This window comes from Bacillus sp. USDA818B3_A (assembly GCF_009928415.1).
Classification (GTDB): domain Bacteria; phylum Bacillota; class Bacilli; order Bacillales; family Cytobacillaceae; genus Neobacillus.
Genome location: NZ_JAABNN010000004.1, coordinates 254781 through 280325, shown reverse-complemented (window position 1 = coordinate 280325; position 25545 = coordinate 254781). Strand labels below are relative to the sequence as shown.

The following is a 25545-nucleotide window of genomic DNA, read 5'->3' as shown; positions in this document are numbered from 1 at the left end:
CACCATTAAAAAAATTAAAAATCCTGTAGGAATCTTTCCTTTTTTGTAGAATTATAAAGAAAAAAGGAGTGATCTATCGTGGTGATCAAAGAACTAACCCTCCCTAGAAGACTCATCTTGACCGAAATCCTAAAAAAATACCTCAAACCAAATCATCCCAAATACCCCGTAATCGAAAAAGAACTCGCCAGAAGATGGGCAGGCTATTGGGGAGAAGCCGCACTAGCCAACTATCTAAAAGAACTGCCATCAGAAAAATACTACATCCTCCACGACCTCCAGCTGCAACTCCACGGCATCCATTTTCAAATCGACACCCTAATACTCACACAAACTTATATCCAAATCATCGAAGCAAAAAACATCATCGGAACATTATACTTTGACAATATCTTCAACCAACTCATCCGAACCAATCCAGATGGAACAGAAGAATCCTTCGAAGACCCGCGCATCCAATGCCGCCGACTGCAATCCCTTCTAGGAAGATGGCTCATCCTGCATAACCTCCATTTGCTCCCCATCGATTACCTTATTTTTTTTAAAAGCTCGAACCGGACCATCTTAAAAACCAGCGGTACAGGTACGGACCTAACAAGGATCTGTAAAGGCAGGGACCTATTTAATAAAATTGAGAACAGCGAAAATCGCTACAAACAAGTAAAAATACAAACGCCAGAAATGATTGAAATAGCCAATTTTCTCTTAAGTAAACACACGCCTAAACAAATAGATATTCTAAAAGAATACGAACTAACAGAAACAGAGCCTATCCAAGGGGTTCAGTGCTCTAGTTGTAAACACATCCCCATGGAATATCAAAAAGGCAAATGGATATGCATCAAATGCGGCTCGAAGTCGAGAGATGGGCATATAGAAACGATTAATGACCATTTTCTCCTAGTTAAACCTACCATCACTAATCGAGAATGTCAGAAAATCCTCCATCTTCCTTCAGCAAACATCACACAAAAAAAGCTCATAGCCCTTGACCTGCCAACATCAGGACATACCAAGAAAAGGGTCTATCATCAATGGCCTGATAACAAAAGTTATATTTTAATAGAAAAAAAACTAAAAGGGTGACCACATTTGCGATTTATCTTAAAAGACCAGCTAATCATCCCAAGCATGTCAACAAACGATCATTCCTTTCCAATCTCAAACCTCCCAACCATCCCACAGCCTGAGCCCAATCCATTATACGCCTACAACAAGGATTTGCAGCACTTTCTAACCGGCAAACAGCTTCTTTTAGATGACCTACCATTCGAACTGACTGAAATTCAAGAACATTACCAAAATGGATATGTTACCTACCGAAAAGGAATCAACAAAAACGGTAAACAACCCATCTGCGCCCGGTGCGGAAACAAGGACCCCCAGTGGTTTGCCACCTTTCCATGCGCCCGATGTAAAGAAAATTGTCTATACTGCCGCAAATGCCTCATGATGGGAAGAATCAGCGAATGCACCCCGCTCATTGGCTGGAATGGCCCGCCCCCGGTAATCCAACTCCCTGATCAAATCATGGCATGGCAAGGCTCCCTTTCTGGAGGACAAAAAACAGCATCTGTCCAGGTCGTCGAGGCCATCCGTCAAAATCAAGAGCACCTGGTATGGGCTGTATGCGGCGCAGGTAAAACGGAGGTACTATTTGCTGGAATTGCGTCCGCCCTCGCCGCAGACAAAAGAATATGCATAAGCACCCCAAGAACAGATGTCGTCCTAGAACTGACCCCGAGATTAAAAGCAGCCTTTCCTGAAATTCCCATCGCATCCCTTTACGGAGGAAGTGAAGACCGTCATCTATATGCACCATTAACCATCGCCACAACCCATCAACTCCTCCGGTTTTATCATGCATTCGATGCGGTCATTTTAGATGAAGTCGACGCCTTTCCGTATACAGCAGAGGAATCACTCCAGCATGCGGCCATTCATGCGCGCAAACCAGAATCGGCAATGATCTATCTCACGGCAACACCCAATACTAAATGGCAGCGAGAATGCCTAACTGGCAAAAGGGCTTATACCACCATTCCGGCCCGTTTCCATCGCAAACCGCTGCCCGTCCCGGAATTTGTATGGTGCGGCAACTGGCAAAAACAGCTTCAAAAGGGAAAACTGCCCCCAAATATCATTCATTGGATTAAAAAACGAATTCAATCAGGCAAGCAGACGTTAGTCTTTTTTTCACATATTCCACTAATGGAAAAAGCCCTGAAAATCCTGCGTCAGCTGCATCCGGCAATTGAGGCGGTCCACGCCGAAGATCCTGACCGAAAAAACAAGGTTCAAAAAATGCGCAACAAGGATATTCCCATGCTGCTCACTACCACCATCCTTGAACGAGGCGTTACTTTTCCGAATATCGATGTGGCAGTAGTGGGTGCCGAGGACTCTATTTTTACCGAAAGTGCTCTCGTTCAAATAGCCGGCAGGGCAGGGCGGAGCAAGGATCACCCAAAGGGTGTCGTGTCCTTTTTCCATTACGGAAAAACCGAAGAAATGCTAAAGGCGAAAAAACAAATTATTACTATGAATCGAGAAGGATTTAAAAAAGGCTTACTTGATGCGCAGGGGGAAGCAAAATGAGTATATTTCAAGAGGACCGCTGTCTCTATTGCCATACCACCATCGTGCCAGTCATTGGCTGGGTGGCGCTATTTTCAAAAGAAAAAGAACCGCTCCTGTGCCCAGCTTGCGAAGGGAAGCTTGAAAAAATTGAAGGGGAAACCTGCCGGATCTGTGCCCGGCCGTTTCACGATTTACCAGAATCCTTCCGTGATGGCGATCTATGCCATGATTGTACTCGCTGGGAGGAGAACCTTGAATGGCAGGGGTTCCTTGAAAAAAACCACTCTCTTTATGTCTACAATGATTTTTTAAAAGAACTGATCGCCACATACAAATTTCGCGGCGATTATGTATTGGCAAAGATATTTGCTGAACATTTTAAAAAAGAAATCTCCCGAATTGTTCCCGACCTGCTTGTTCCGATTCCTCTAAGCGATGAACGGCTGTATGAGCGCGGATTTAATCAGGCAGCAGCGGTTCTAACATTTGCCGGATTGACTCCAGCTGGAATCCTCACGCGCATCCATTCCGAAAAACAGTCCAAAAAATCAAGAGCAGAGCGGATCCATATTCCGCAAGTTTTCAAAATCAATCCTGATGCTGAGATCGAAGGCAAAAAGATCTTATTAATCGATGACATCTATACAACCGGCTCCACACTGAGACATGGAGCCAAACTGTTAAAAGAGGCGGGGGCCGAGAGCATCCAGTCTTTTACGATCTCTAGGTAGCTGCCTCCCCGCCTCCGCATTAGAATCTCATTTTTAGTGCTTTTTGTGCATTTTCAATATCATGTCCGAGTAAAAGAGCTAAATCGTAGGCTGGATAGTATCCATGCTTGTGCATATAGCTAAAGACTCTTTCATGCCCTTGAATGGCGCCCATCAGCTGGTTGGTGAATGTTTTGCGTAAAGCTGGGGTAGCTGTTTCGGTAATGGCGATTGCCAGATTACGTACCATTGTTTTTGATAAGGCTAACAGGTCTGCAGCAAAAAAGCCGATATCTTCGCGGATCTCTTCCTCTTCACGAGTTTGATCGACTGGAGCAGAAGGATAATACTTCAGCAACTCTTTTAGATTTTTTTCAAGGTCTTGAATACACATTCTGTATAATTCTTTTAGCTCAGGGTCGTTAACCATTTTAATGGACATTTTAAGTTTCATTAATCCAACCGACTGGAATGCCACTAACTCATGTAATTCCAAGGTTTCATGCCAGGCAAGGGCTTTTCTATTTTCCTGTTCCATGTTTTGCATCCTCCATTCGTGTTCACATCACTGTAACCTATTCCCAGGGTATTTTAGTGGCAAATTGTCCTCCAAAATAATACAATAAATATATGAATAACCATTCATTTTAGATAAATGAATAATGTCATGTCAATAATTGTATCTACCTTTGTTACTATTTTCTTGTTGTTTTTGTCAATAATTCGACAAAATTTCTGTCGTGATTTAGCAGGAATCTAACAGGGTAAAATAGAATTGTTAATACATAGCCCCATCAAAAGGAGGAGTCCACATGAAGTATAACGTACGTGGCGAAAACATTGAGGTTACTCCAGCAATTAGAGAGTATGTTGAGAAGAAAATTACTAAATTAGAGCGCTATTTTACTGAGGCACCAGATGCAACAGTACACGTGAATCTTAAATTCAATCAAGATAAATCATCTAAAGTAGAAGTAACTATCCCGCTGCCACAATTAGTCTTACGTGCAGAAGAAACAAATGTTGATATGTATGCAGCAATTGATTTAATCACTGACAAACTTGAGCGTCAAATCCGTAAGCATAAAACAAAGGTGAACCGTAAATTCCGTGAAAAAGGGGAACCTTCTTTCACTTTTGCAGCACCTGAAAGCCCTGATGTTCACGATTATGAAGATGAAGATCTTGAATTAGTCCGGACCAAGCGTTTTGATTTGAAACCTATGGACAGTGAGGAAGCAATCCTGCAAATGAACATGCTTGGCCACAGCTTCTATGTTTTCACAAATTCTGATACTAACCGTACCAATGTTGTATATAAGCGGAAAGATGGCCGTTATGGCTTGATTGAAGCTCATTAATATGAATGACTAACGCTGTTCCTTATGGAGCAGCGTTTTTTGGTGAATATAACTTTTTCGATTTGCTAAAGACTGTTTTTCTTATATAATTAACGTAAAAATAGTGGAGGCTACGTCATGACATTTTCTATCGTCGGCTACGATCCCATTGAGAAAGAATGGGGCATTGCTGTCCAATCCAAGTTTTTAGGAGTAGGCGCGGTTGTTCCATGGGCAAAAGCCGGAGCAGGTGCAGTGGCCACCCAGTCGTATGCCAATACTTCTTATGGTCCCAAAGCGCTTGAATTAATGGCACAGGGTAAAACCGCAATGGAGGTAGTTGAGTTATTAATTGCAGATGATCCTGAGCGTGAGATGCGTCAGTTCGGCTTGATTGATGCGGCTGGGAATGCAGCTACGTTCACAGGCAAGGAATGCTATGATTGGGCAGGCGGGATAACCGGGACTCATTTTGCGGCACAAGGTAATATTTTAGTGGATGAAAAAACTGTGGAAGCAATGGCACGAGTGTTTGAAAAGACGGAAGGAACGCTTGCCAAAAAACTCCTGGCAGCATTGGATGCCGGACAAGCTGCAGGCGGCGATAGCAGAGGCCAGCAGTCAGCGGCCCTTTATGTGGTGAAGGAAGCTGGCGGCTACGGAGGGTTTAATGATCGCTATATTGATCTCCGCGTCGACGACCATCCCGCTCCCATTAAAGAGCTGATTCGAATTTTTGAGCTGCAGCAGTTATATTTTTCGCCTTCTAACCCGGACAAGATTGTTCCGATTGAAGGTAAAGTAAAAGCAGATTTAGTGGAGCAGCTGGGAAAATGGGGTTATCTAAAAGGTCATGCTTTTACGGAAGAGGACGTATTTCGCGCCTTAACTAATTTTATTCATACCGAAAACTTTGAAATGAGAGAACAGCCTGCAGGGATGATCGATTCAGAGATATTGGAGTATATGAAAAATAGCTGAAAAAGAGTTATCCCCATGTGGATAACTCTTTTTCTTTGCAGTTACCCACAAAATTCAGAATCTTATACACATTAAACACAGCATTTTTGTTACTATGTGGATAACATTCTTAAATAGATAAAAAGGTCAGCATTATTTCTGCTGACCTTTACTTTAATAGATTTGTTTATTTCCCCGCTCCGCAGCAGTTCTTATACTTCTTACCGCTTCCGCAAATACATGGATCGTTTCGGCCAACATCAATCTGTTTTACCTTTGGCTTCTGCTTCACAGGTTCGCCGTCTTCCTTAGGATTCACGGCTTGGCCTTTTGCTACCTCTTGGCGCTCAAGGTTATTGCGAATCTCCGCCTTCATGATGTACATTGCCGTCTCATCTTCAATCGATTGAATCATCGCTTCAAACATTGCGAACCCTTCATGCTGGTATTCACGAAGCGGATCGATTTGTCCATAAGCACGTAAATGGATTCCTTGTCGAAGCTGATCCATCGCATCGATATGGTCCGTCCACTTAGAGTCAACCGCCCGGAGTGTGACGACCTTCTCAAATTCACGCATTTGTTCAGGGAAGAGAATCTGTTCTTTTTCTTCGTAGCGCTCTTTAACTTTTGCAAAAATCTCTTCGACCATCTCATCCGGCTCTTTGCCTTTTAAGTCCTCAACGGTAATATCGCCCTCATGAAGAAGGTTGGCATGAACATGGTCCACAATTGCTTGGAGATCCCAGTCTTCCTCATCCTCATGGCGAGGGGCGTGGACATCTACATTCCGTTCAATTGAGTTAAGGATCATTTTCTGAACGATGTCACGCAGATTTTCAGATTCCAATACTTCATCACGCTGAGAGTAGATGATTTCACGCTGTTGACGAAGAACATCATCATACTGCAAGAGCTGTTTACGGGCATCGAAGTTATTACCCTCCACTCGTTTTTGCGCGGATTCAACAGCGCGGGAGACCATCTTACTCTGAATTGGCTGGGTATCGTCCATCCCTAGTCTTTGCATCATCGCTTTCATATTGTCAGAACCAAAGCGGCGCATCAATTCGTCTTCCATCGATAAGTAGAACTGAGTCACACCAGGGTCCCCTTGACGCCCAGAACGTCCGCGAAGCTGATTATCGATCCGGCGGCTCTCATGGCGCTCTGTACCAATAACTGCAAGTCCGCCTAGGTCAATGACACCTTCACCAAGCTTAATATCCGTACCACGGCCGGCCATGTTGGTTGCGATCGTTACTGAGCCCTTGTGGCCTGCTTGAGCAATGATTTCTGCTTCCCGTTCATGATTTTTCGCATTTAAGACATTATGTGGAATGCGTTTTTTCGATAAATAATTTGAAATCAATTCAGATGTTTCAATTGCCACTGTACCAACAAGTACGGGTTGTCCTTTTTGATGACGATCGGCAATATCCTCCACCACGGCACGGAATTTGCCGTCCATAGATGAGTAAATTAAATCCGCACGGTCGTCACGGGCAATCGGCCGGTTCGTTGGAATGACAATAACATTCATATTATAAATGTTGCGGAATTCCTCTTCTTCCGTCTTCGCTGTACCGGTCATACCGGCTAATTTTTCATACATACGGAAGTAGTTCTGGAAGGTAATCGTAGCCATGGTCATGCTTTCGTTCTGCACCTCTAGGCCTTCTTTCGCTTCAATCGCCTGGTGCAAGCCTTCACTGTAGCGGCGCCCCTTCATCAAACGGCCGGTAAACTGGTCAACAATGACAATTTCGCCGTCTTGAACGACATAGTCGACATCAAGGTGCATGCTGACATTTGCTTTCAATGCTTGGTTAATATGATGGTTCAAGGTCACATGTGCCATATCAAAGAGATTTTCGATACCAAACGCTTTTTCAGATTTGGCAATCCCTTCTTCAGTCAGCATGACTCCTTTTGTTTTTTCATCATAGGTGTAATCCACATCTTTGGTCAGCATTCTTACAAACGCATTCGCTTGAATATAGAGGGCTGTTGATTTTTGTGCCGAACCTGAAATGATTAATGGTGTACGGGCTTCGTCAATTAAGATCGAGTCGACCTCGTCAATGACCGCATAGAAAAGCGGGCGCTGAACCTTTTGTTCCTTGTAAAGGACCATATTGTCACGAAGGTAGTCGAAACCAAATTCGTTGTTTGTTCCATAAGTGATATCGGCAGCATAGGCAGCCTGCTTTTCATCACTATCCATGCTGTTCAGGTTTAAGCCGACAGTCAGTCCTAAAAACTCATATAACTGACCCATTTCTGTGGCGTCACGGCTGGCCAAGTATTCGTTGACAGTAACAACGTGAACCCCTTTACCAGATAAAGCATTTAAGTAAACCGGCATGGTTGCCGTTAATGTTTTACCTTCCCCTGTCTTCATCTCGGAAATATTTCCTTCATGAAGAGAAATACCACCCATTAATTGAACGTGGTACGGGTATAATCCCAGCACACGGCGGGCTCCTTCACGGACAACCGCGAATGCTTCTACAAGCAAATCATCAAGTGTTTCGCCTTTTTGATAGCGCGCTTTAAATTCTTCTGTTTTCTCACGAAGCTGATCATCCGATAATCTTTCGGTTGCGGCAGCAAGCTCGTCAATCTTAGCCGCGAGCTTATCTAACCGCTTCAACTCGCGTTTGTTCAAATCAAATACTTTATTTAAAATCCCCATACCTGATGAACGCTCCTTTATCCTGAGACTAATTCACAATAAAAAATAACCCTGTCAAATGTACAATAATATCACTTTTCATCTTACCATTTACTTTTTACAGTGACAACAATGTTAAAGCGGAGTAAAAACCGTGATTCTACTATTATATATTATCTGAGCATGAAACGACTAATAAAGCGTTATCAAAGATTCGATTTTTCGTCAATTATGACAGACTGATGGCAGTAAGACTGGGGAGGACAAAAATATGTATATGTTTTGCATAAGTTAACTGTATTTTGTATAAAAATTAATATTGTTCAAATTTAACAATGTGCGCATAGTGCTAACTAAACCCCTGTATAACAACATTTGTATGTTGTTTTTAGGTAAAAACAACCTATGGTGAAGTATGAAAAAATATTCACAAATTGTACATTGGAATATACTCTTGCAATGTTAGATACTACCTTTAGAGAGGTTTAATTGGAAAATAAATAGAGAAAAAGTCCGATATGGGAAGGGTGAGTGAAGTGGCCATCTGGGGGAAAAAGAAACATACAGAGACAGAACCCGAAACTAGAAAAAAGAGAAAAAACATTGGCCCGATTCGTAAACTCTGGCAAAAGTTCAGAGCGATTGACTGGAAAAATCCAGTTAATAGATGGAAGTTATTATTTGTTTCATTAGTTGGTTGTATAGTTGTGTTTGGCGGGGGATATGGAGTCTTACAGATGACCAACTCTCCAACATTTTGTGCGAGCTGTCATGAAATGCAGCCAGAATATTCTTCCTATACAGCCAGCGCCCATAATCAGATTTCCTGTGTCCAGTGTCATATTAAGCCGGGGGCGGTAAATATGATCACACACAAAATGAAATCACTGAAGGAATTGTATTATCACGCAACTGGAGTACCAGAACAGATTGTACAGACAGAAGAAGAAGCCGTCTCCAATGAAAACTGTTTACAATGTCACTCGAAAAACCGCTTAGTTACCGCTTCAGGTGATTTAAAGGTGAACCACAAAGGACATATCGAAGAAGGAGTTCCTTGTATTACCTGTCACGCAGGGGTTGTTCATGCGAAAATGGCGACTCGCGGCATTAATACAGAAGAGGTTCGCGGAAAATGGACAGCAGAAAACGCTGAAAAGTTAATGGAAGAAAAATATTTAAGACCGAATATGGGGACATGCATTGACTGTCATGATCAAGTAAACAACGGTGTGAAACCATGGCTTGACCCTGCATACAGCGTGCCGCCAAATCCTGAAGAGGTTGAGAAAACACTTGAGGAGAATAAAGAAGAGCCAACTGGTAAAGCAACTACTGTTTCTACTGAACCTGCAGCAACGGAAACTGAAAAAACGGATGCAGAAACAGCCGCAGTGCATGACCAAAAAACACAAGAAATTATCCTGCAAGCGATTGGTAAGCAGCAAAAAGATGTCAAGCTCTCAATGGCTTGTGAAACTTGTCATAAAAAGATAGAAGTTCCTAAGAGTCATAAAGTAGAAGGATGGAATGGAAATCACGGTACCACAGCGATCAACAAGCTGGATCAGTGTATGGACTGTCACCAGGATTCAAAATGGTCAAGAGCCATTCCAAAAGAAGATATAATCTCTCTGCTAAAAATGAAAGAAACTCCTAATTATGAACCAAACCTAACGGTTGTAAAAGAGCAAACACGTATTAATAAATACTGCAGTGCCTGTCATACAGACCGCCCTGCTGGTCATGGGAACAGTGATCAATGGTTAACTGCTCATGCTAGTAAAGCGAAAACAGCAGATCAGAAAGAGGAATGTTTTGTCTGCCATGATAATGAGAAACCTGCAGAAGGTACAACCACACCAAAAGCACCAACAGATGTTTATTGTCAATATTGTCATAGAACGGGCTTTAAAGATGATGCAAAAAATTAATTCTTAATCTGGAGGGACGCTTTTATGGAAGAAGAAAAAGAAACACGCTCGGCCCCTCCGCAATATCGTTATAAATTAATAAAAATTTTGACACTAACAGTCTTGTTTCTAGCCCTGTTTTTTGCCTTAGGTACATTTGGGCTAGAGGCAAGCTCAAGTTCATCTTTTTGTTCATCCTGTCATGAGATGAAACCTGAATACTATACTTGGAAAGCTTCTTCCCATAGTGAGGTTGACTGTGTAAGCTGCCATGTACAGCCGGGGGCCAAAAATATAGCCAAAGATAAAGCAGAAGGAATTACTAAAATTTTTGCAAAGGAAACAAATACGTATACAGCGCCAATCCAAATGCCGAAAGAGATACCTAATTCGGCCTGTGAACAATGTCATGATATGAATAACCGTCAAGTGACCTCTTCTGGTGATTTAATCATTCCGCATGATAAACATTTAGCGAAAGATATTAAATGTACACAATGTCACAGCGGTGTTGCACACGGGAAAATCTCTGAAAGGAATGTAACGTTCAAATCAGATTATGACAAGTGGGATAGCTCACTTGGAAAATCAATGATGAGTGAGATTAAGTTCACAAGGACCAAAATGGAAACTTGTATTGAATGCCATGAGGCACGCGAAGTTTCAAATGAATGTAAAACATGTCATTCAAGCGATATGTATCCTAAATCTCATAAACAGGCAACATTTAAAACAGGAGAACATGGCGAAGCTGCTAAAAAGGATATTGACAAATGCAATAGCTGTCATCAATACATGTCAGATGAAGTGATACAAGATTTAAAGAGTATATCGCCGACCCAACAATTTCTTTCGACAGGAACTGTTACCAATAAATCAATTTCAGCAGAAGATTATGCAAGGGAAAATACTTTCTGTAAGGACTGCCACTCAACAAGACCTGCAAGTCACGTAAAAGGGTTTGTTAATTTACACGGCCCACTGGCTGAAAAAGATAAACAAAAATGTTTAACCTGTCACGATTATCAAAAAACAGGATTCAATAAAACTAATACAGTCACTTGTAACACTTGCCATCCAGCCAGTCATGCAGAGAAGAATTATAAAGAAGGGCATCCAATCCCGTTATCTGACACGCAAAAACCGGTTGATAAATGTTATACATGTCACTATAAGCCTAAGTGTACAGCCTGTCATAAGGAATAATTGTAATTTACTAGATTAGGAGGGCTAATATGGAAAGTGCTATTCAGCCTAATGCCCAAGAACCTTCAAGAGAAAAGGCAAAAAAGGCAAAAAAAGATAGAGTTACCTGGTGGCAATCTTTGATTATTCTTGCTGTCACATTAGCAATTTGTTTATCCGCTGGTTATTACGTTAGTGATAAATATCTTTGGAATAAAAAAGATGCGCAACTCGATAAACAGTTAACTTTTTACAAAGAGCAGGTGGATGAAAAACCAAATGATCCTAAACTTAGAATCCAGCTTGGTTACACCTACTATTTAAAAGGTGATGATAGTGCAGCTATTAAACAATACCAAACGGCAAAGAGCTTAGATAAAAACTATTTTGATGCTTATCTCAACTTGAGCATTGTATATGACAAAGAAAAACGTATTGATGATGCCTTACAGATGGCTATCAAGGCTGTAAAGATCTCTCCGAGGGACTATAAAGGCCATCTTTTAAAAGGCAGAAGCTATAGAAAATTAAAGATGTATGACAAAGCAACAGAGGCATTACAAGAAGCATATCGGTTAAAAAACGGAAATACTGATGTTATTTATGAAGCTGGATTAGTTGCAGAAGCTCAAGGTAAGAAAAAAGAAGCAGAGCAATTGTTCAAAGAATCATTATCATTTGATCCAACCTATAAACCTGCATTGAACGCTTTAGATAGATTAAATTCGAAAAACAAATAAGAACAGGAGATGGATTCCTTGAAGAAGAAAACCATGTATATATGGATGGGCACCATCGTTGGTCTTACTGCTGTGTTATTTGCTGTCATTTACTTCTTCAATCTTCAGGATGATGCTGTAAAGGTGGCAAGTACTGTTAAGGGCGGTCCGCCAGAGTTAAGTTACTATTTACAGGGGGACATGGAAACACCTCTTAGTAAACCAATGGATGTCACAAAAATAGGTGAATATGTTTACGTTTCAGATACAAACCATCAACAGATTCAAGTATTTGATACATCTGGGACCCCTATATTTAAGTTTGGTAAAAAAGGGACTGGAGATGGTGAATTCCAATTTCCTTATGGCATTACCGGAGACAAAGATGGAAATGTCTATGTTGCTGATCTTTACAATGGTAAAATTTCTGTTTTTACTCCAAAAGGAAAGTTTATTAAATACTTTACCGATGAAAATAAAAAGGCTGATTTTATTAAGTCGCCTGGCGGACTAAGGATTTATAACAAAAAGTTATACATTACTGATATCCAACAAAATAAGGTAATGGTTTATAGCTTAGAAGGAAAAAAATTATTAGAAATTACCGCTGCCTCTAGCATAGACGACCTATTAAATGCACCAAATTCAGTAACTATTGATGAGGATCAAAATATTATTGTGTCTGATACCGGGAACCAGCGGATCGTCATTTTTAATAAAGATGGTAAATTCACTCGTATTATAAATGGTTCAACAGATGGAAAAGGTGAATCTAAGTTTGTCAATCCGCGCGGTGTGGGTGTTTTGGGTGATGGGACACTGCTAATGGTTGATAACATGACTCATAACATATACGGATTTGATAAAAATGGTAAACAGGTTTATCAGTTTGGAACCATGGGAGCCGAAAAAGAACAATTCTATTTGCCCAACGGATTATTTGTTGACGATAAAGGAGAAGTTTTTGTAACTGATACGGTTAACCAAAGGGTCGGTCTATACTATTAATCTGTTAAACCATTGAAGGAGGTGATGCATCAAGAAGAAGGACATAGGTTTCAAAGGAAATAGAAAAATGAAGAGAGAAAAAGAGAGAGAGAAAGAGAGAAAAAATGGGAGGTTTTTGGAATGAGTAAGATCAAAATGAGTTTCTCACTAATTCTTGCCATCTTTTTAGTGGGAATCCTTAGCACTGCTGCATTCGCGAAAGATCCATATGGACTAAAGCCATATCAATCTGGTTTAGATCTTGTGGTTCCATTTAATGCAAATACAGCGAATGGAGAAACAAAGGATTCAAGTTATGACATGTCACTTAAATTAGGTGATACAGTTGTAAAAAGTTATTATGACATCCATGTTGATGCTACAACTCTTAAGGGGAGTGTAACAATTCCTGCTTCAGTTGTAACACCTGGCACTGTTTATACAGTAGAACTTTATGCTAGATATGGAACAACGCCACTTTCTAAATCTACTGGTTTAGTTACTGATTCACATAACACTGGTATGTATCAATTACCAGATGACCATGTGGATAAAGACGGCAGCGGATTACAAAACGCTAACCAAACTGGTTACAACAATACAAGAAAACAAAGAACTGGTCAAAAAGTTCATGGTTTCTATACTAACAACACAAACTCTTGTGCTAGCTGTCACCAAACACATACAGCAGCTGACGGCGAATACTTATTATTTAAAGACGGTACTTACAGCACATGTTCCGCATGTCATGATGGTACAACAGGTGCCTATAACTCATTTGCTCCAGTTTCAGAGGAAAATGCTGATAGCATTTCAGGGACATTCAACGTTCAGACAGCAGGACACAATGGTTCCCTTCATGATGCAGACGGCTCTTTACAAGTGAGTGCTGCACCAGGAGGAAACAACAATCCTGATACAGCAAAAGGCTCAGTAGGGGCAAGTACTTGGGGTGCAGAATTTGATTGTGCAAGCTGTCACGCTGCGCACGGTTCTGGTACTTCAAGCGAAAACAACTTGAACTTAGACCCTATGGGCTGGGCGCAAGTAGCTTATTCTACTACAACTAAGGATACTCAAAACGGAAAGTTATTCCAAAATCTTAGTGTTAACTCAACAGTGCCAACAACATTCAGCACACCTTACATTCTAGTAAAGAAAACTCTTACTGCTAGTGATATCTCTACTGATAAAACTAAGTACGGCTACTTATATTCTCGTGCTAAATTGGCTGCTGGAGACAAGGTCATCCAAACTTACAGATGGGATGGAAGTAAATATGTTGCCGATTACTCTTTATGGTTAAGAGACAAAGGTCACGTAGGTGCTCCATTTAGTAATGCAGACACATTCTTTAAGGATTCAACTGGAACTGACATTACAAACACATTAAACGTTGTTTGGAAAGATGGTTTTGCATCTGGTTCAGCGGTAGACAATGTTTCAACTGCTCAAATCGCTATCGGTGTTGATGTTGAAACAACAGATAATATTGCTTCTCTATTTGATACTGCAAATGCAAACTATGTTGTGGACAGTGGTCTTCAAATGAGCAAATATTGCTCAGCATGTCACACAGACTATCTATCTGCTACACGTACAAATGACACTGGTACTTACACAACAGCTCACCGCCACAAAACAGGAGCTGACAATTTAACGTGTGTACGCTGTCACTTTGCGCACGGTTCAGAATCTCAGTTAATGAGTGATGCAAACGATCAAAACTATTTTGAAAAAGTAGAAGCAGGAATGACTCCTACTGCTGCACTTGATTATTTAAAAGACCCTAACCCATCATCTGCATTAAAACGTTATACTGGTATGTCAGTATGTTATGCATGTCATGGTCAAGGTGAACAATTCTTAGGTAACCCTAACAACAAAGAGAGACCAGTATCTGGTCAACCTGGAGCTGCAAGGGGATCCAACTACTAAAAAAGTCATCAAATATCTGCCAATATTTGATGACTAAATGAAAAGTATTAAACTCCTAAAACAAGGTAGCAATAGTAATATTGTTACCTTGTTTTTATGGATTTTTCCATATTCCTTCTATTATCCTCTCATTTTGGAAAACTGTCAAAAAATTGCTCTATTTAAGCCCCAAATACACGCCTTTTCATTGCTATAATTGACTTGTAATTCTTATTAATAATGGAAGAAACATGTCCGGCATAAATAAATTAACAGAAAAAGAGATGAATCGAATGAATCTTCTAACAAGATATAAAATAGTATATACCACTAGTTTATTAATCTTATTCCTCTTTTTAATAGGCTTAGCGCTTGCAATTCCAAATAACTTGGTCTCTGCATCTGATATATCTGGAACAGGAATAGTATTACCAGATAATACAGAATTACTTGGAGATGATTTAACCAATATCCCCAAAGATGCTAAGATAAAATTTACTATTGTAGACCAAAAACCTATAGCACAGATAAACGAGCAAAAAGCTATTAAGGTAATACAGGGTGATGCGGAAATCACTGGTACTTCGACATTAAAGGATCTTAACATTCCAGGCATGCTGGCTTATAGTATTACCTTTGAGCCGGAAAATGACTTTGAGCTAAATAAATCTTTTATAGCAAGTATTCAACCAAGTTACATAGGTGATCCTGCAATTAATAAAATTAATAATATATCATTTAAATTTACTACTAAGACAAATGTTGACTGGGAGGACTTTGACGATCAATCTCATCATACAAGTTCCAATCCGCATGGTCATTACACATTAAACACTAATATGTGTTCGACTTGTCACAGTACCCATAAAGGGTCAACCGATACACTAGAAGTAAAACCAAGTGACGATGCCACAGAGAACTATTGCATGGCATGTCACGATGGAACTCTCAATGCACCAGCCATTGAAAATCAAGAAAGTAAAAACCATCATACTGCTGGTATAGACAAATTGCAGCAGCAATCCTGCACTACCTGTCACAACCCACACTTAGATTGGAGTAAAGACAACCCCAATCTATTAAAGGACCATTATGTTTATAATCATAAAGCGGCAGATCTCAACCAAAGAGGACTAACCAGTTTAAAAGTAGATAGCATAGAAAACTCTTGTATAAATTGCCATGAAGAAAACACAGTATTGGATTCGGCTTCTAACACAAATAAAAGTATCTTTGACACGACAACTTTTAAAAATGGTTACTATGAGTTCCTTAAATATAAAAAGGCTCTAACAGCTGACGGCAGTATGGATAATTATTCTTTATGCCTCTCTTGTCATACGGATATCAAGAAATACTATACAGATGGTGTTTCCACACAGCATTCTATTACAGCCCAAGATGGCAGTAAATTGCAAGGGTTCATGCCATGTGCGGAATGTCATGAAACACATGGATCCAATAACTCATATTTATTGAGAAGTACATTTGGTCACGACAATCCAACCGATGGTTTTACATTTACAGGTGGTATAAAAGATTGGGATGTTAATACCGAAAAACAATTTTGTATGAAATGTCATAATGGATCTACATCTATTTATGGTGTCACAGCTAAGCTTCCAAGCCCAGAATATCATTCTAGTCAAACTGAAGCCTGCTCTTTGTGTCATGGTACTGGATCCTTAAATAGTGACCGAATATTGAGTGCGGCTCATGGGCCAAAGTATGTCCCTTTACCTGATCCTGTAACAACTACAACAACCAATGAAACAACAGAAACAAGTGCCGCGAAGGAATCTTCAACTACGACCAATCCAGCTGCGGAAACAAATAGTACAACACAGACTGATACTAGTTCATCGACTTCTGATACTAGCAATGATTCAGCCACGCCTGCATCTGAACCATTACCAGATGATGATGCTAGTTCACCACCAGACGAACAAGTTACCCCAACGACCGAAACGACTGATGTTGTGGCTCCATAAAAAACGAGAGGGAGAACCCTCTCGTTTTTCATTTCCCCTTCAACCACATCTCCAATCCATCAATCTTCTTCCACAACCGCAAATGCATATCTGCATAAACAATCGCTTCATTTTCATCCCCGAAACCATAGTATTCAGGAGGATAGGCAGGCAATCTTTTTTTACCGGTTAAGTACCCAATCACATGTTTATTTTCCTTCTTTGCCCCCTTCAAGAGCATTTCGGCTCGTGCGGTAAAGCCACTTTCATATAATTCCAGCAGCAGCTTGTTGTATAAATGCTGCGCCGTTTCATCATCATATTGTTCTAAGAGCGCATGAGCTTTGTTAAACTCTCCCAAGTCCATATAAGCCACAAACAACGAGAACCGGACACCCTGGTTATCCATAGGGTTTAAATCCAGCAGCTCTTCATATTGCCGGACCGCCTGATCTACATTTCCTAAAAGGGAAAGTGCTTCAGCATAATGAAGCTTTGCCCGCATTAAGGGTCTTGTTTCAAGCAATCCCCAGAAATAGCCCGTGTTTTCTTTGAAAAAGGCTTTGCCAAGTTCTGTTTCCCCGGCCTTGATTCCTTTTTCAAACAGCAAAATCGCTTCCTCTAAGCTCTTTGTTTTTTCCGCAAGAATCACATAGGCATCCACACAATTTGGATTCAGTTTTAATGCTTCTTCAGCCAGCTTATATCGCTGTTTTCCATCGGTTTGCATCGCATCATAAATCAAGCTGCGGGCCCTTTCTTCATTGCGCTTGGAAACCTTTCGTCCTGTCGTTTTCTTCCCATGCTTTTCTGCAGTACCTTGAAGGGTCATGATCGTTGATTGTCCCGGAGCAGGCTCAGAAGCTTGAGAATCTTTATGCTTAGGAAAATCAATCACAGAGGCCAATTGGATGGCAGGCTCTTGTTCATCACTGCTGTCAACAAGCCTGTTTAACTGGGCTATTTCTTCAGCCAATTCATGTTCAAGTTCCGTGACGACCGAGGAAAGGCTTCCTGCAGAAACACCATACAGGTTCGCAAGTTCCTTTTTCGTTAGTCGCCTATCGATGGGTGCAATCGTTGTGACTAAATAATGAAGGGCGGCTACATAAATATTGGGATTTTGAATTCGTTTTTGTTTTTTCTGACAAAAATGATTCCAGAGAACCACACCAGTATCTATCACCGGAGACGGTAGAAATAGTTCCATCTTCTCCTTAAAGAGAAGGGCTATTTCCCTGTAGATAGGAGCAGGCCAGTCCATTTCATCGACTTCCAAGAGTCCTCCCACCATTGGAAGCTCACTGATTACCTCCATGAAGTAGTCAGTCAGATATTCTTGTGGTGTGTCGTAATCATAATCGAAGCTGTTATCTTCAATATAGGAAAAGGCAAGATCCGCGTTGAGGCCAGGTAATTCCAAAAGTGATGGGAAGAATACATTCTTTTGTTCAAATGGCAGCAGGATCCCAATAAAGAACGACCCCTCTTTTACCTGATAGGAATCATTAAAGATCAATGCCTCTAATTGTTCTGAGGTGAAGCCATCTTCAACAGTCAGTGTGTGATCATTAAAAGATACGATCTTCCCGGCAATCGTCCTTGCAGAAGTCCATGATTGCAAAATATGCTTTAATTTAGGGCGTTTTATTTTTCCGGCTTCAGCTGAGATGAATTTTTTAATAACGGTATCACCATCATCCAACTCTGCAAACAGAGCAAACCAAATGGAGTGAATCGCTTCAAAGAATTCCCGCTCCTGTTCATTTTCAAAATCCATACTCTCCTCAAGGATTTCAAAATCTTCTGCGATTTCATGGCCGAAGTGATAATAAGCAAAATGGAGGAATTGTTTTTGAAGATATTCTATTTCATTTACGAGCACCTCGGTGATGGAAATGGCATCATGTGCTCCGCAGCACTTTTTATACTTTTTTCCACTCCCGCAAGGACAAAGTTCATTACGGTTCATCTTCTCCATTCTCCTTTCGGTAATATAGCCTAAACATTTTTTATATATAAGTTATCCGTAAAATCCAATTTGTTCCTATTTAATAGTACCATCTTAGACACAATGAAATATATAAATACTAAGGATATTTAGTGGATTTTTACGTTTTATTTTTGTCTAAACAGAGGAGTGATTTTTAAAAAGTGCGGCCTAATTTTGAATTTAACAGGGTTCTCACGCTATAATGGATAGGGATTGACTAATTTTACAAAGGTAATGATTATTTTTATAGAGGTGAAGAACATGGAATTAGCAGAAATTCGGAATGAACTTGAAAAAACAGCTAAGAAATTAGCGGACTTTAGGGGGTCTCTTTGACCTAGAAAATAAAGAGGCGAGAATTGCTGAGCTAGATGATGAGATGCTGCAGCCTGATTTCTGGAATGATCAGGAGAAGGCCCAGGCCGTTATTAGTGAAGCAAATGCGTTAAAAGATCAGGTGAATGAGTTCATGGGCTTAAACGAGTCTTATGAAAATCTCGAAATCACCTATGAACTTGTCAAAGAAGAGGATGACCAAGAATTAAAGGCTGAACTCGAAGAAGAACTGGAGCAATTGACAAGCCGCCTAGGCCAGTTTGAACTTCAGCTTCTGTTGAGTGAGGAATATGATAAAAATAATGCGATCCTAGAGCTGCATCCAGGTGCTGGTGGAACGGAATCTCAGGACTGGGGATCGATGCTGCTTCGGATGTATACCCGCTGGGCAGAGAAAAAGGGCTTTAAGGTTGAAACGCTTGACTATCTTCCTGGTGATGAAGCCGGAATCAAGAGTGTCACCTTGTCGATTAAAGGGCATAATGCCTATGGCTATTTGAAAGCAGAAAAAGGAGTACACCGGCTTGTTCGGATTTCGCCATTCGATTCATCTGGCCGCCGGCACACCTCGTTTGTTTCCTGTGAGGTCATGCCTGAATTTAATGAAGAAATTCAGGTGGAAGTTCGTACAGAGGATTTAAAAATTGATACTTATCGTGCAACGGGTGCAGGTGGACAGCATATCAATACAACAGATTCGGCAGTCCGGATTACCCACCTGCCAACGGGGGTTGTCGTTACCTGCCAATCGGAACGTTCACAGATTAAAAACCGCGAGTCAGCAATGAAAATGTTAAAAGCGAAGCTGTATCAACGGGAAATTGAGCGCCAGGAGCAAGAACTATTGGAAATCCGCGGTGAACAGAAGGAAATCGGCTGGGGAAGCCAAATCCGTTCCTATGTGTTCCACCCATATTCTATGGTGAAAGACCATCGTACAAGTACGGAATCTGGTAATGTTCAAGCGGTCATGGATGGGGACTTGGATCCATTTATTAATGCCTATTTACGTTCTAGAATTTCATAATATTGAAAGAGCCTTTGCTGATTTACTCAGCAAAGGCTTTTTTACTAAAACGGACGCTTCATTACCCGATGAGGCATGAAAAAAAGGATTTGGGTCAATGAAAGGGCGCTTCATTGTCCCAGGAAGCATGAAATAAGGGATTTGGGTCAATGAAAAGGCGCTTCATTGCCCGAGGAAGCATGAAATAAAGGATCTGGGCAACGACCGCACTTTTCATTGCTCCCAATTATAATTTAATCCATACTTCAGTCGATCAGCCTTTTTCAAAAAGCTCTCTTATGAAATCATGAGGAAAGGCGAATGCTAAGACCAGCGAATGTTCAGGGTATTACCACTTTATCACGTTAACATAATGCCATTTACACCAATATTTATGAAATGCTATACTCACTTTCAGATTTAGATAGAAAAAAGAGGAGAATCTGTTTTATGAACGTATTTGACAACCTAACACAAACCTATCCGAAACTGAGAGTGGCGTTTGAATATATTCTCGTGTTAATAGGAGCGGCAATCATCGCCATAACCTTTAATGTGTTTTTGCTCCCAAACCAAGTCGCCTCGGGTGGAGTAAGCGGAATTAGTACGATTTTAAAGGGCGTTTTTGGATGGGAACCAGCCTATGTTCAATGGGCCTTTAATATTCCGTTATTTATTGCTGGTGTTGTCTTTTTAGGAAAACAATTCGGAGTGAAAACTTTTGCCGGAACCATCTTTTTGCCATTTGTCGTGTTTCTGACGAAGCATCTTGAACCTTGGACACATGATGCCCTTCTTGGCGCATTATTTGGAGGAATAGGCGTAGGACTGGGGCTTGGAATTGTTTTTAGAGGAAATGGCTCCACTGGCGGCACCGATGTAGCCGCGCAAATCATCCATAAATATACCGGTTTTACCCTTGGCAGATGCGTTGTCATCATCGATGGGGTGATTGTTCTCACTGCTGCGGCTGTCTTTGATATCGAAAAAGGACTGTATGCGTTAATTGCCCTCTTTGTGACAAGTAAAACAATCGACCTTATTCAAGTGGGTTTTAACAGCTCGAAAATGGCCATGATCATCACGAACAATCAAGATGAGGTTCGGGAAGGGATTTTGAATAAAATCGACCGTGGAGTGACAAAACTATCAGCATATGGTGGCTTTACAGACCATGAGCGGCCAGTGCTAATGTGTGTGGTAGATCAAACGGAGTTCACAAAATTGAAAAATTTGGTGAAAACCCTTGATCCATCAGCCTTTGTCATTGTTATGGATGCAGCCGAAGTCCTCGGTGAAGGTTTCAAACGTGCGTAACGCTGGTATAATAGTACATTGATGGAAACATTTTCTCGAAAAAGGGGGTCATGGAATGAAGAAAAAACTATCAGCCTTATTACTTGGAACTTCGCTTGTAATGGGTCTTGCTGCCTGTGGAGGTGGCGACAAAGATGAGTCAAAAAATACGGACAACGGCGGGACAACGAAAACAACAGAAACAGCTGATGCTCAAAAAATTTACGACCAAAAATGTTCCAGCTGTCATGGCGGCGATATGAAAGGGGCAATGGGTCCAAATTTAACCAAAGTTGGATCGAAGTATTCAAAAGATGAAATTCTAGACATTCTTAAAAACGGTAAATCAGGTGGAATGCCTGCAGGTTTGGTTACTGGCGATGATGCTGAGACGATGGCTTCATGGCTGGCAGCGAAAAAATAAGGACTATAAGAAAACGCTCTGTTACAATTGACAGAGCGTTTTTTATTTGGATTATAACGGTTTAAATTACGAATTGTGAGATAATTGTCAAGTTTTGTATATAGATTGAAAAGAAACTGTAATATTTTTATCGCTTTTTTTAACAGTTTATGATGTTATAATGAAAATGCGCTAAATTATGCACAAATTGTTTGTTATTATGGACCAATATGGAAAAATACGAAGAATAATGTCGAATTTTATTCGAACTAACTTCGAAAAAAGGTGATATTAAATGTTAGAACTAAAGGAAGTATATAAGAAGTACCCAAATGGTGTAACTGCTATAAATGGTATAGATGTTCGAATCGATCAGGGTGAATTTGTGTATGTAGTAGGTCCGAGTGGTGCCGGTAAATCTACTTTTATTAAAATGATGTACCGTGAAGAAATACCATCAACCGGGACAATTACGATGAATGGCGTTAACCTTGCGAAATTAAAAATGAAAAAGGTTCCGCTGTTCAGGAGAAATTTAGGGGTGGTTTTCCAAGACTTTAAACTCCTTCCGTCTCTAACAGTCTATGAAAATGTCGCTTTTGCCCTTGAAGTTATTGAGGCCCAGCCAAAATATATCCGCAAACGGGTAATGGAGGTTCTCGAACTCGTTGGACTAAAGCATAAGATTAAAATGATGCCTAATGAATTATCCGGCGGTGAGCAGCAGCGTGTTTCCATCGCCCGCTCGATTGTAAATTCTCCGAAGGTGGTTATTGCGGATGAGCCTACCGGGAACCTTGATCCGGAAACGTCTTGGGAAATCATGAAGATATTTGAAGAGATTAATAATAGAGGTACTACGGTTGTCATGGCCACGCACAACCGAGAAATTGTTAATACATTAAAACATCGCGTTATTGCCATTGAAGGCGGAAAGATTGTTCGTGATGAGCAGAGAGGTGATTACGGTTATGAAAATTAGAACTGTAGGCCGTCACGCCCGTGAAAGTTTAAAGAGCATTAAAAGAAACGGCTGGATGACTTTCGCATCCATTGGGGCTGTCACTGTCACATTAATTCTTGTTGGTGTTTTTTTCGCGATTATGATGAACTTAAACAGGGTGGCGGAAACGATTGAACAGGACGTTGAAATCCGTGTTCATATAGATGTTGCTGCAAGTAAACAAGATCAGCAAACCTTGAAAACTCAGATTAGTAGTATTCCAGAAGTTAAGAGTATAGATTTTTCACCAAAAACCCAAGAACTTGATAACCTAGTAAAAAGTCTTGGTGAGGACGGAAAAGCGTTCCAGCTTTTTGAACAAGATAATCCTTTAAATGATGTATTTATCGTTAAAACGAAAAATCCTGCTGATACACCGAAAGTTGCTGAGAAAATTCAAAAGGAAAACTTTGTTGCCAAGGTTAAATACGGTCAGGGTAAGGTTGAAAAATTATTTAAGTTTATCAGTGCCGCTCGTAATGTTGGGATCGTGCTAATTATCGGCTTATTCTTGACAGCTGTATTCTTAATCTCAAATACAATTAAGATTACGATTATTGCGAGACGCCGTGAAATTAAGATTATGAGATTAGTAGGGGCGACGAATAACTTTATTCGCTGGCCGTTCTTTTTGGAAGGCTTATGGCTTGGAATTGTTGGCTCCATTTTACCGATTGTTCTGATTTCAATTGCCTACTATCGTGCTTACGATTATATTGGCCCTAAGCTTCAAGGAACCTTTATTAAGGTATTGCCATTTGATCCATTTGTTTATCAGATGTCGGGCATTTTGATTTTGATGGGTGCCGTCATTGGTGTATGGGGCAGTGTTATGTCCGTACGTAAGTTCTTAAAGGTCTAATTTTTGCCGTGTTAAACTGGGATGCTGATTTCCGCTCCAGGCACTCGCTTTCCGCGGGCGTGCCGGGGAGCCTCCTCGGCGCTTTGCGCCTGCGGGGTCTCCCCTGCCCCGTACTCCCGCAGGAGTCGAGCGCCCTCCGCTCCAATCAGCATCGCTTCAAAATCAACAATTTGTTTTAACACAGTCAATTTTTAAGGAAGGGCGATTTATTGTCCTTCCTTCAAACATGTATAAGTACAGATGGAGGGAACAATTGAAGATGAAGAAATCAGTTATGACCCTTGCTGTTACGGCAACAGTAGGGTTTGGAACAATCTTTGGAGGAACATATACAACTGAAGCTGCATCGATTTCCGGCTTAAAGGGAGAACAAAGCAACATTCAGGAAAAGCGCTCCGATATAAATTCCACTATTACTCAAAAAAACAATCAAATTAGTGATCTGCAAAATCAGCAGGCAAATGTACTGAGTGAAATTACTAGATTAGATAAGGCTATTTCTGACTCAACCAATAAGATTAATGAAACAAATGCTAAATTAGAAAGTACAAAAGCTGAGATTCTTAAACTCCAAGGGGAAATGGAGGTCATTAAAGATCGGATTGAGAAACGTAATATCCTCTTGAAAGACAGAGCACGCAGCTATCAAGAAACCGGCGGTATGGTTAACTATATCGATGTTCTAATGGGGGCGTCCAGCTTTAGTGATTTTGTGGGCCGTGCTAATGCCGTTGTAACCATTATGGAGGCTGACCAAGCAATCCTCAAAGAACACGAGGCAGATAAGCAGGCATTAGAAACAAAGCAAGAGCAAGTGACAGCAAATCTTGCCAGCATCGAAAAGATGGCCGCTGACCTACAGAAATTAAAACAACAATTAAATGTGCAAAAAGCTGAAAAAGATAAAGCTTTAGCGAGCCTTAAGGAACAGGAAGCTGAAGCTCATGAGGGAGTAATGGATCTGCAAGAACAAGATGCACTTCTTGCCGCGCAGCAAACAGCTATTCAACAAGCGATTAAGATGGAGCAAGAAGCACAAGCAAAAGCAGCTGCTGCGGCAGAAGCAAAAGCAACAGCTGCGGCAGAAGCAGCCAAGAGGGCTGCAAGCACTACTGCTAGCAGCGGATCAAGTTCAAGTTCTAAAAGCGCAAGTTCTGGGGCTAGTTCTGTGGCAAGTTCTGGAAGCACACCTGGCGTTTCAAGCGGCATATGGACACAGCCCGCAACCGGTTATTTAAGCTCTGGTTTTGGACAACGAGGCAGTGAAAGACATGTCGGTGTGGACATTGCCAATGGTGCAAGTGTTCCGATTGTAGCGGCAGCAGATGGCGTTGTCAGTCGATCCTATTTATCTAGCACATATGGAAACTGCATCTTTGTCTCACATTCTATTAATGGACAGGTTTACACTACTGTTTATGCCCACATGTCCACACGATTGGTTGGCAATGGGGCAGTTGTGAAAAAAGGCCAGCAGATTGGTGTAATGGGTAACACCGGTGCATCCCATGGCCAGCACTTGCACTTTGAACTTCATAAAGGCCCGTGGACTCAGGATAAGCGTTATGCGATCAGTCCAGTGGGTATTGTACCGCTGCCATAAAAAAGGAAGGAACCGAAGGGTTTCTTCCTTTTTCCTTTTTCCGATACATTTTCTCACCTCATTTCTATCATAACTTGTCTTATCT

Annotated in this window: 20 protein-coding genes; 17 read left to right on the top strand and 3 right to left on the bottom strand. The window is 40.9% G+C overall.

Going from position 1 to position 25545, the window contains the following annotated elements; genetic code table 11:
• Window positions 1-78: 78 nt before the first annotated feature.
• The 3 genes from GXK58_RS11085 to GXK58_RS11075 are packed head-to-tail and all read left to right on the top strand — an operon-like array spanning window position 79 to window position 3311.
• Window positions 79-1086: a nuclease-related domain-containing protein gene (locus GXK58_RS11085; protein ID WP_160722699.1), complete on the top strand. Its 1008-nt coding sequence runs from the start codon at window positions 79-81 to the stop codon at window positions 1084-1086.
• Between the two features lie 6 nt (window positions 1087-1092).
• The gene (locus GXK58_RS11080; RefSeq protein WP_337248174.1) at window positions 1093-2598 is read left to right on the top strand and encodes a DEAD/DEAH box helicase; all 1506 of its coding nucleotides are present in this window, start codon (window positions 1093-1095) and stop codon (window positions 2596-2598) included.
• Window positions 2595-3311, top strand: coding sequence for a ComF family protein (locus GXK58_RS11075; RefSeq protein ID WP_160722697.1), 717 nt, complete (start codon window positions 2595-2597; stop codon window positions 3309-3311). The genes GXK58_RS11080 and GXK58_RS11075 overlap by 4 nt, the downstream gene beginning before the upstream one ends.
• A gap of 19 nt (window positions 3312-3330) precedes the next feature.
• Here GXK58_RS11075 and GXK58_RS11070 read toward each other — a convergent pair whose 3' ends face one another.
• Window positions 3331-3828, bottom strand: a complete 498-nt coding sequence (locus GXK58_RS11070; protein WP_160722695.1) for a spore coat protein — start codon at window positions 3826-3828, stop codon at window positions 3331-3333.
• A gap of 274 nt (window positions 3829-4102) precedes the next feature.
• On the opposite strand from GXK58_RS11070, the gene hpf reads away from it, so the two are divergent.
• Both hpf and GXK58_RS11060 read left to right on the top strand, forming a co-directional pair.
• Window positions 4103-4651 (top strand): ribosome hibernation-promoting factor, HPF/YfiA family, encoded by a 549-nt coding sequence (gene hpf / locus GXK58_RS11065; RefSeq protein ID WP_160722693.1) that lies wholly within the window; start codon window positions 4103-4105, stop codon window positions 4649-4651.
• 117 nt (window positions 4652-4768) lie between these two features.
• Entirely contained in the window at window positions 4769-5611 is an 843-nt protein-coding gene (locus tag GXK58_RS11060) for a DUF1028 domain-containing protein (protein WP_160722691.1), read from the top strand.
• A gap of 166 nt (window positions 5612-5777) precedes the next feature.
• On the opposite strand, the gene secA is transcribed toward GXK58_RS11060, so the two are convergent.
• Window positions 5778-8288 carry a preprotein translocase subunit SecA gene (gene secA / locus GXK58_RS11055; RefSeq protein ID WP_160722689.1) on the bottom strand — a complete coding sequence of 837 codons (2511 nt, stop codon included), beginning with the start codon at window positions 8286-8288 and terminating at the stop codon, window positions 5778-5780.
• A gap of 497 nt (window positions 8289-8785) precedes the next feature.
• On the opposite strand from secA, the gene GXK58_RS11050 reads away from it, so the two are divergent.
• The 6 genes from GXK58_RS11050 (at window position 8786) to GXK58_RS11025 (ending at window position 16979) form a co-directional block, all read left to right on the top strand.
• Window positions 8786-10201: a cytochrome c3 family protein gene (locus GXK58_RS11050; protein ID WP_237389631.1), complete on the top strand. Its 1416-nt coding sequence runs from the start codon at window positions 8786-8788 to the stop codon at window positions 10199-10201.
• A gap of 24 nt (window positions 10202-10225) precedes the next feature.
• Complete coding sequence (locus GXK58_RS11045; RefSeq protein WP_160722687.1) at window positions 10226-11386, top strand: NapC/NirT family cytochrome c; 1161 nt, start codon at window positions 10226-10228, stop codon at window positions 11384-11386.
• A gap of 29 nt (window positions 11387-11415) precedes the next feature.
• A complete protein-coding gene (locus GXK58_RS11040; RefSeq protein WP_160722685.1) occupies window positions 11416-12105 on the top strand; it encodes a tetratricopeptide repeat protein in 690 nt (229 codons plus the stop codon).
• 18 nt (window positions 12106-12123) lie between these two features.
• Entirely contained in the window at window positions 12124-13092 is a 969-nt protein-coding gene (locus GXK58_RS11035) for a 6-bladed beta-propeller (RefSeq protein ID WP_160722683.1), read from the top strand.
• 120 nt (window positions 13093-13212) lie between these two features.
• Window positions 13213-15009 (top strand): cytochrome c3 family protein, encoded by a 1797-nt coding sequence (locus tag GXK58_RS11030; protein WP_160722681.1) that lies wholly within the window; start codon window positions 13213-13215, stop codon window positions 15007-15009.
• 272 nt (window positions 15010-15281) lie between these two features.
• The gene (locus GXK58_RS11025; RefSeq protein WP_160722679.1) at window positions 15282-16979 is read left to right on the top strand and encodes a cytochrome c3 family protein; all 1698 of its coding nucleotides are present in this window, start codon (window positions 15282-15284) and stop codon (window positions 16977-16979) included.
• A 28-nt stretch (window positions 16980-17007) separates the two neighbouring features.
• On the opposite strand, the gene GXK58_RS11020 is transcribed toward GXK58_RS11025, so the two are convergent.
• Complete coding sequence (locus tag GXK58_RS11020) at window positions 17008-18930, bottom strand: SEC-C metal-binding domain-containing protein (protein ID WP_160722677.1); 1923 nt, start codon at window positions 18928-18930, stop codon at window positions 17008-17010.
• Between the two features lie 282 nt (window positions 18931-19212).
• Here GXK58_RS11020 and prfB point away from each other — a divergent pair.
• From prfB to GXK58_RS10990, 6 genes are all read left to right on the top strand, one after another.
• A protein-coding gene (prfB, locus tag GXK58_RS11015; RefSeq protein WP_160722675.1) for a peptide chain release factor 2 occupies window positions 19213-20314 on the top strand; the annotation gives its coding sequence in 2 pieces (ribosomal slippage) (window positions 19213-19284 and window positions 19286-20314; 1101 coding nt in all).
• A 429-nt stretch (window positions 20315-20743) separates the two neighbouring features.
• A complete protein-coding gene (locus GXK58_RS11010; RefSeq protein ID WP_160722673.1) occupies window positions 20744-21610 on the top strand; it encodes a YitT family protein in 867 nt (288 codons plus the stop codon).
• Between the two features lie 55 nt (window positions 21611-21665).
• On the top strand, window positions 21666-22013 hold the full coding sequence (gene cccB, locus GXK58_RS11005) for a cytochrome c551 (RefSeq protein ID WP_160722671.1): 348 nt from the start codon (window positions 21666-21668) through the stop codon (window positions 22011-22013).
• A 274-nt stretch (window positions 22014-22287) separates the two neighbouring features.
• A complete protein-coding gene (ftsE, locus tag GXK58_RS11000; protein WP_160722669.1) occupies window positions 22288-22974 on the top strand; it encodes a cell division ATP-binding protein FtsE in 687 nt (228 codons plus the stop codon).
• On the top strand, window positions 22964-23857 hold the full coding sequence (gene ftsX, locus GXK58_RS10995; RefSeq protein WP_160722667.1) for a permease-like cell division protein FtsX: 894 nt from the start codon (window positions 22964-22966) through the stop codon (window positions 23855-23857). The genes ftsE and ftsX overlap by 11 nt, the downstream gene beginning before the upstream one ends.
• A 259-nt stretch (window positions 23858-24116) precedes the next feature.
• Window positions 24117-25460, top strand: a complete 1344-nt coding sequence (locus GXK58_RS10990) for a murein hydrolase activator EnvC family protein (protein ID WP_160722665.1) — start codon at window positions 24117-24119, stop codon at window positions 25458-25460.
• Window positions 25461-25545: the final 85 nt, after the last annotated feature.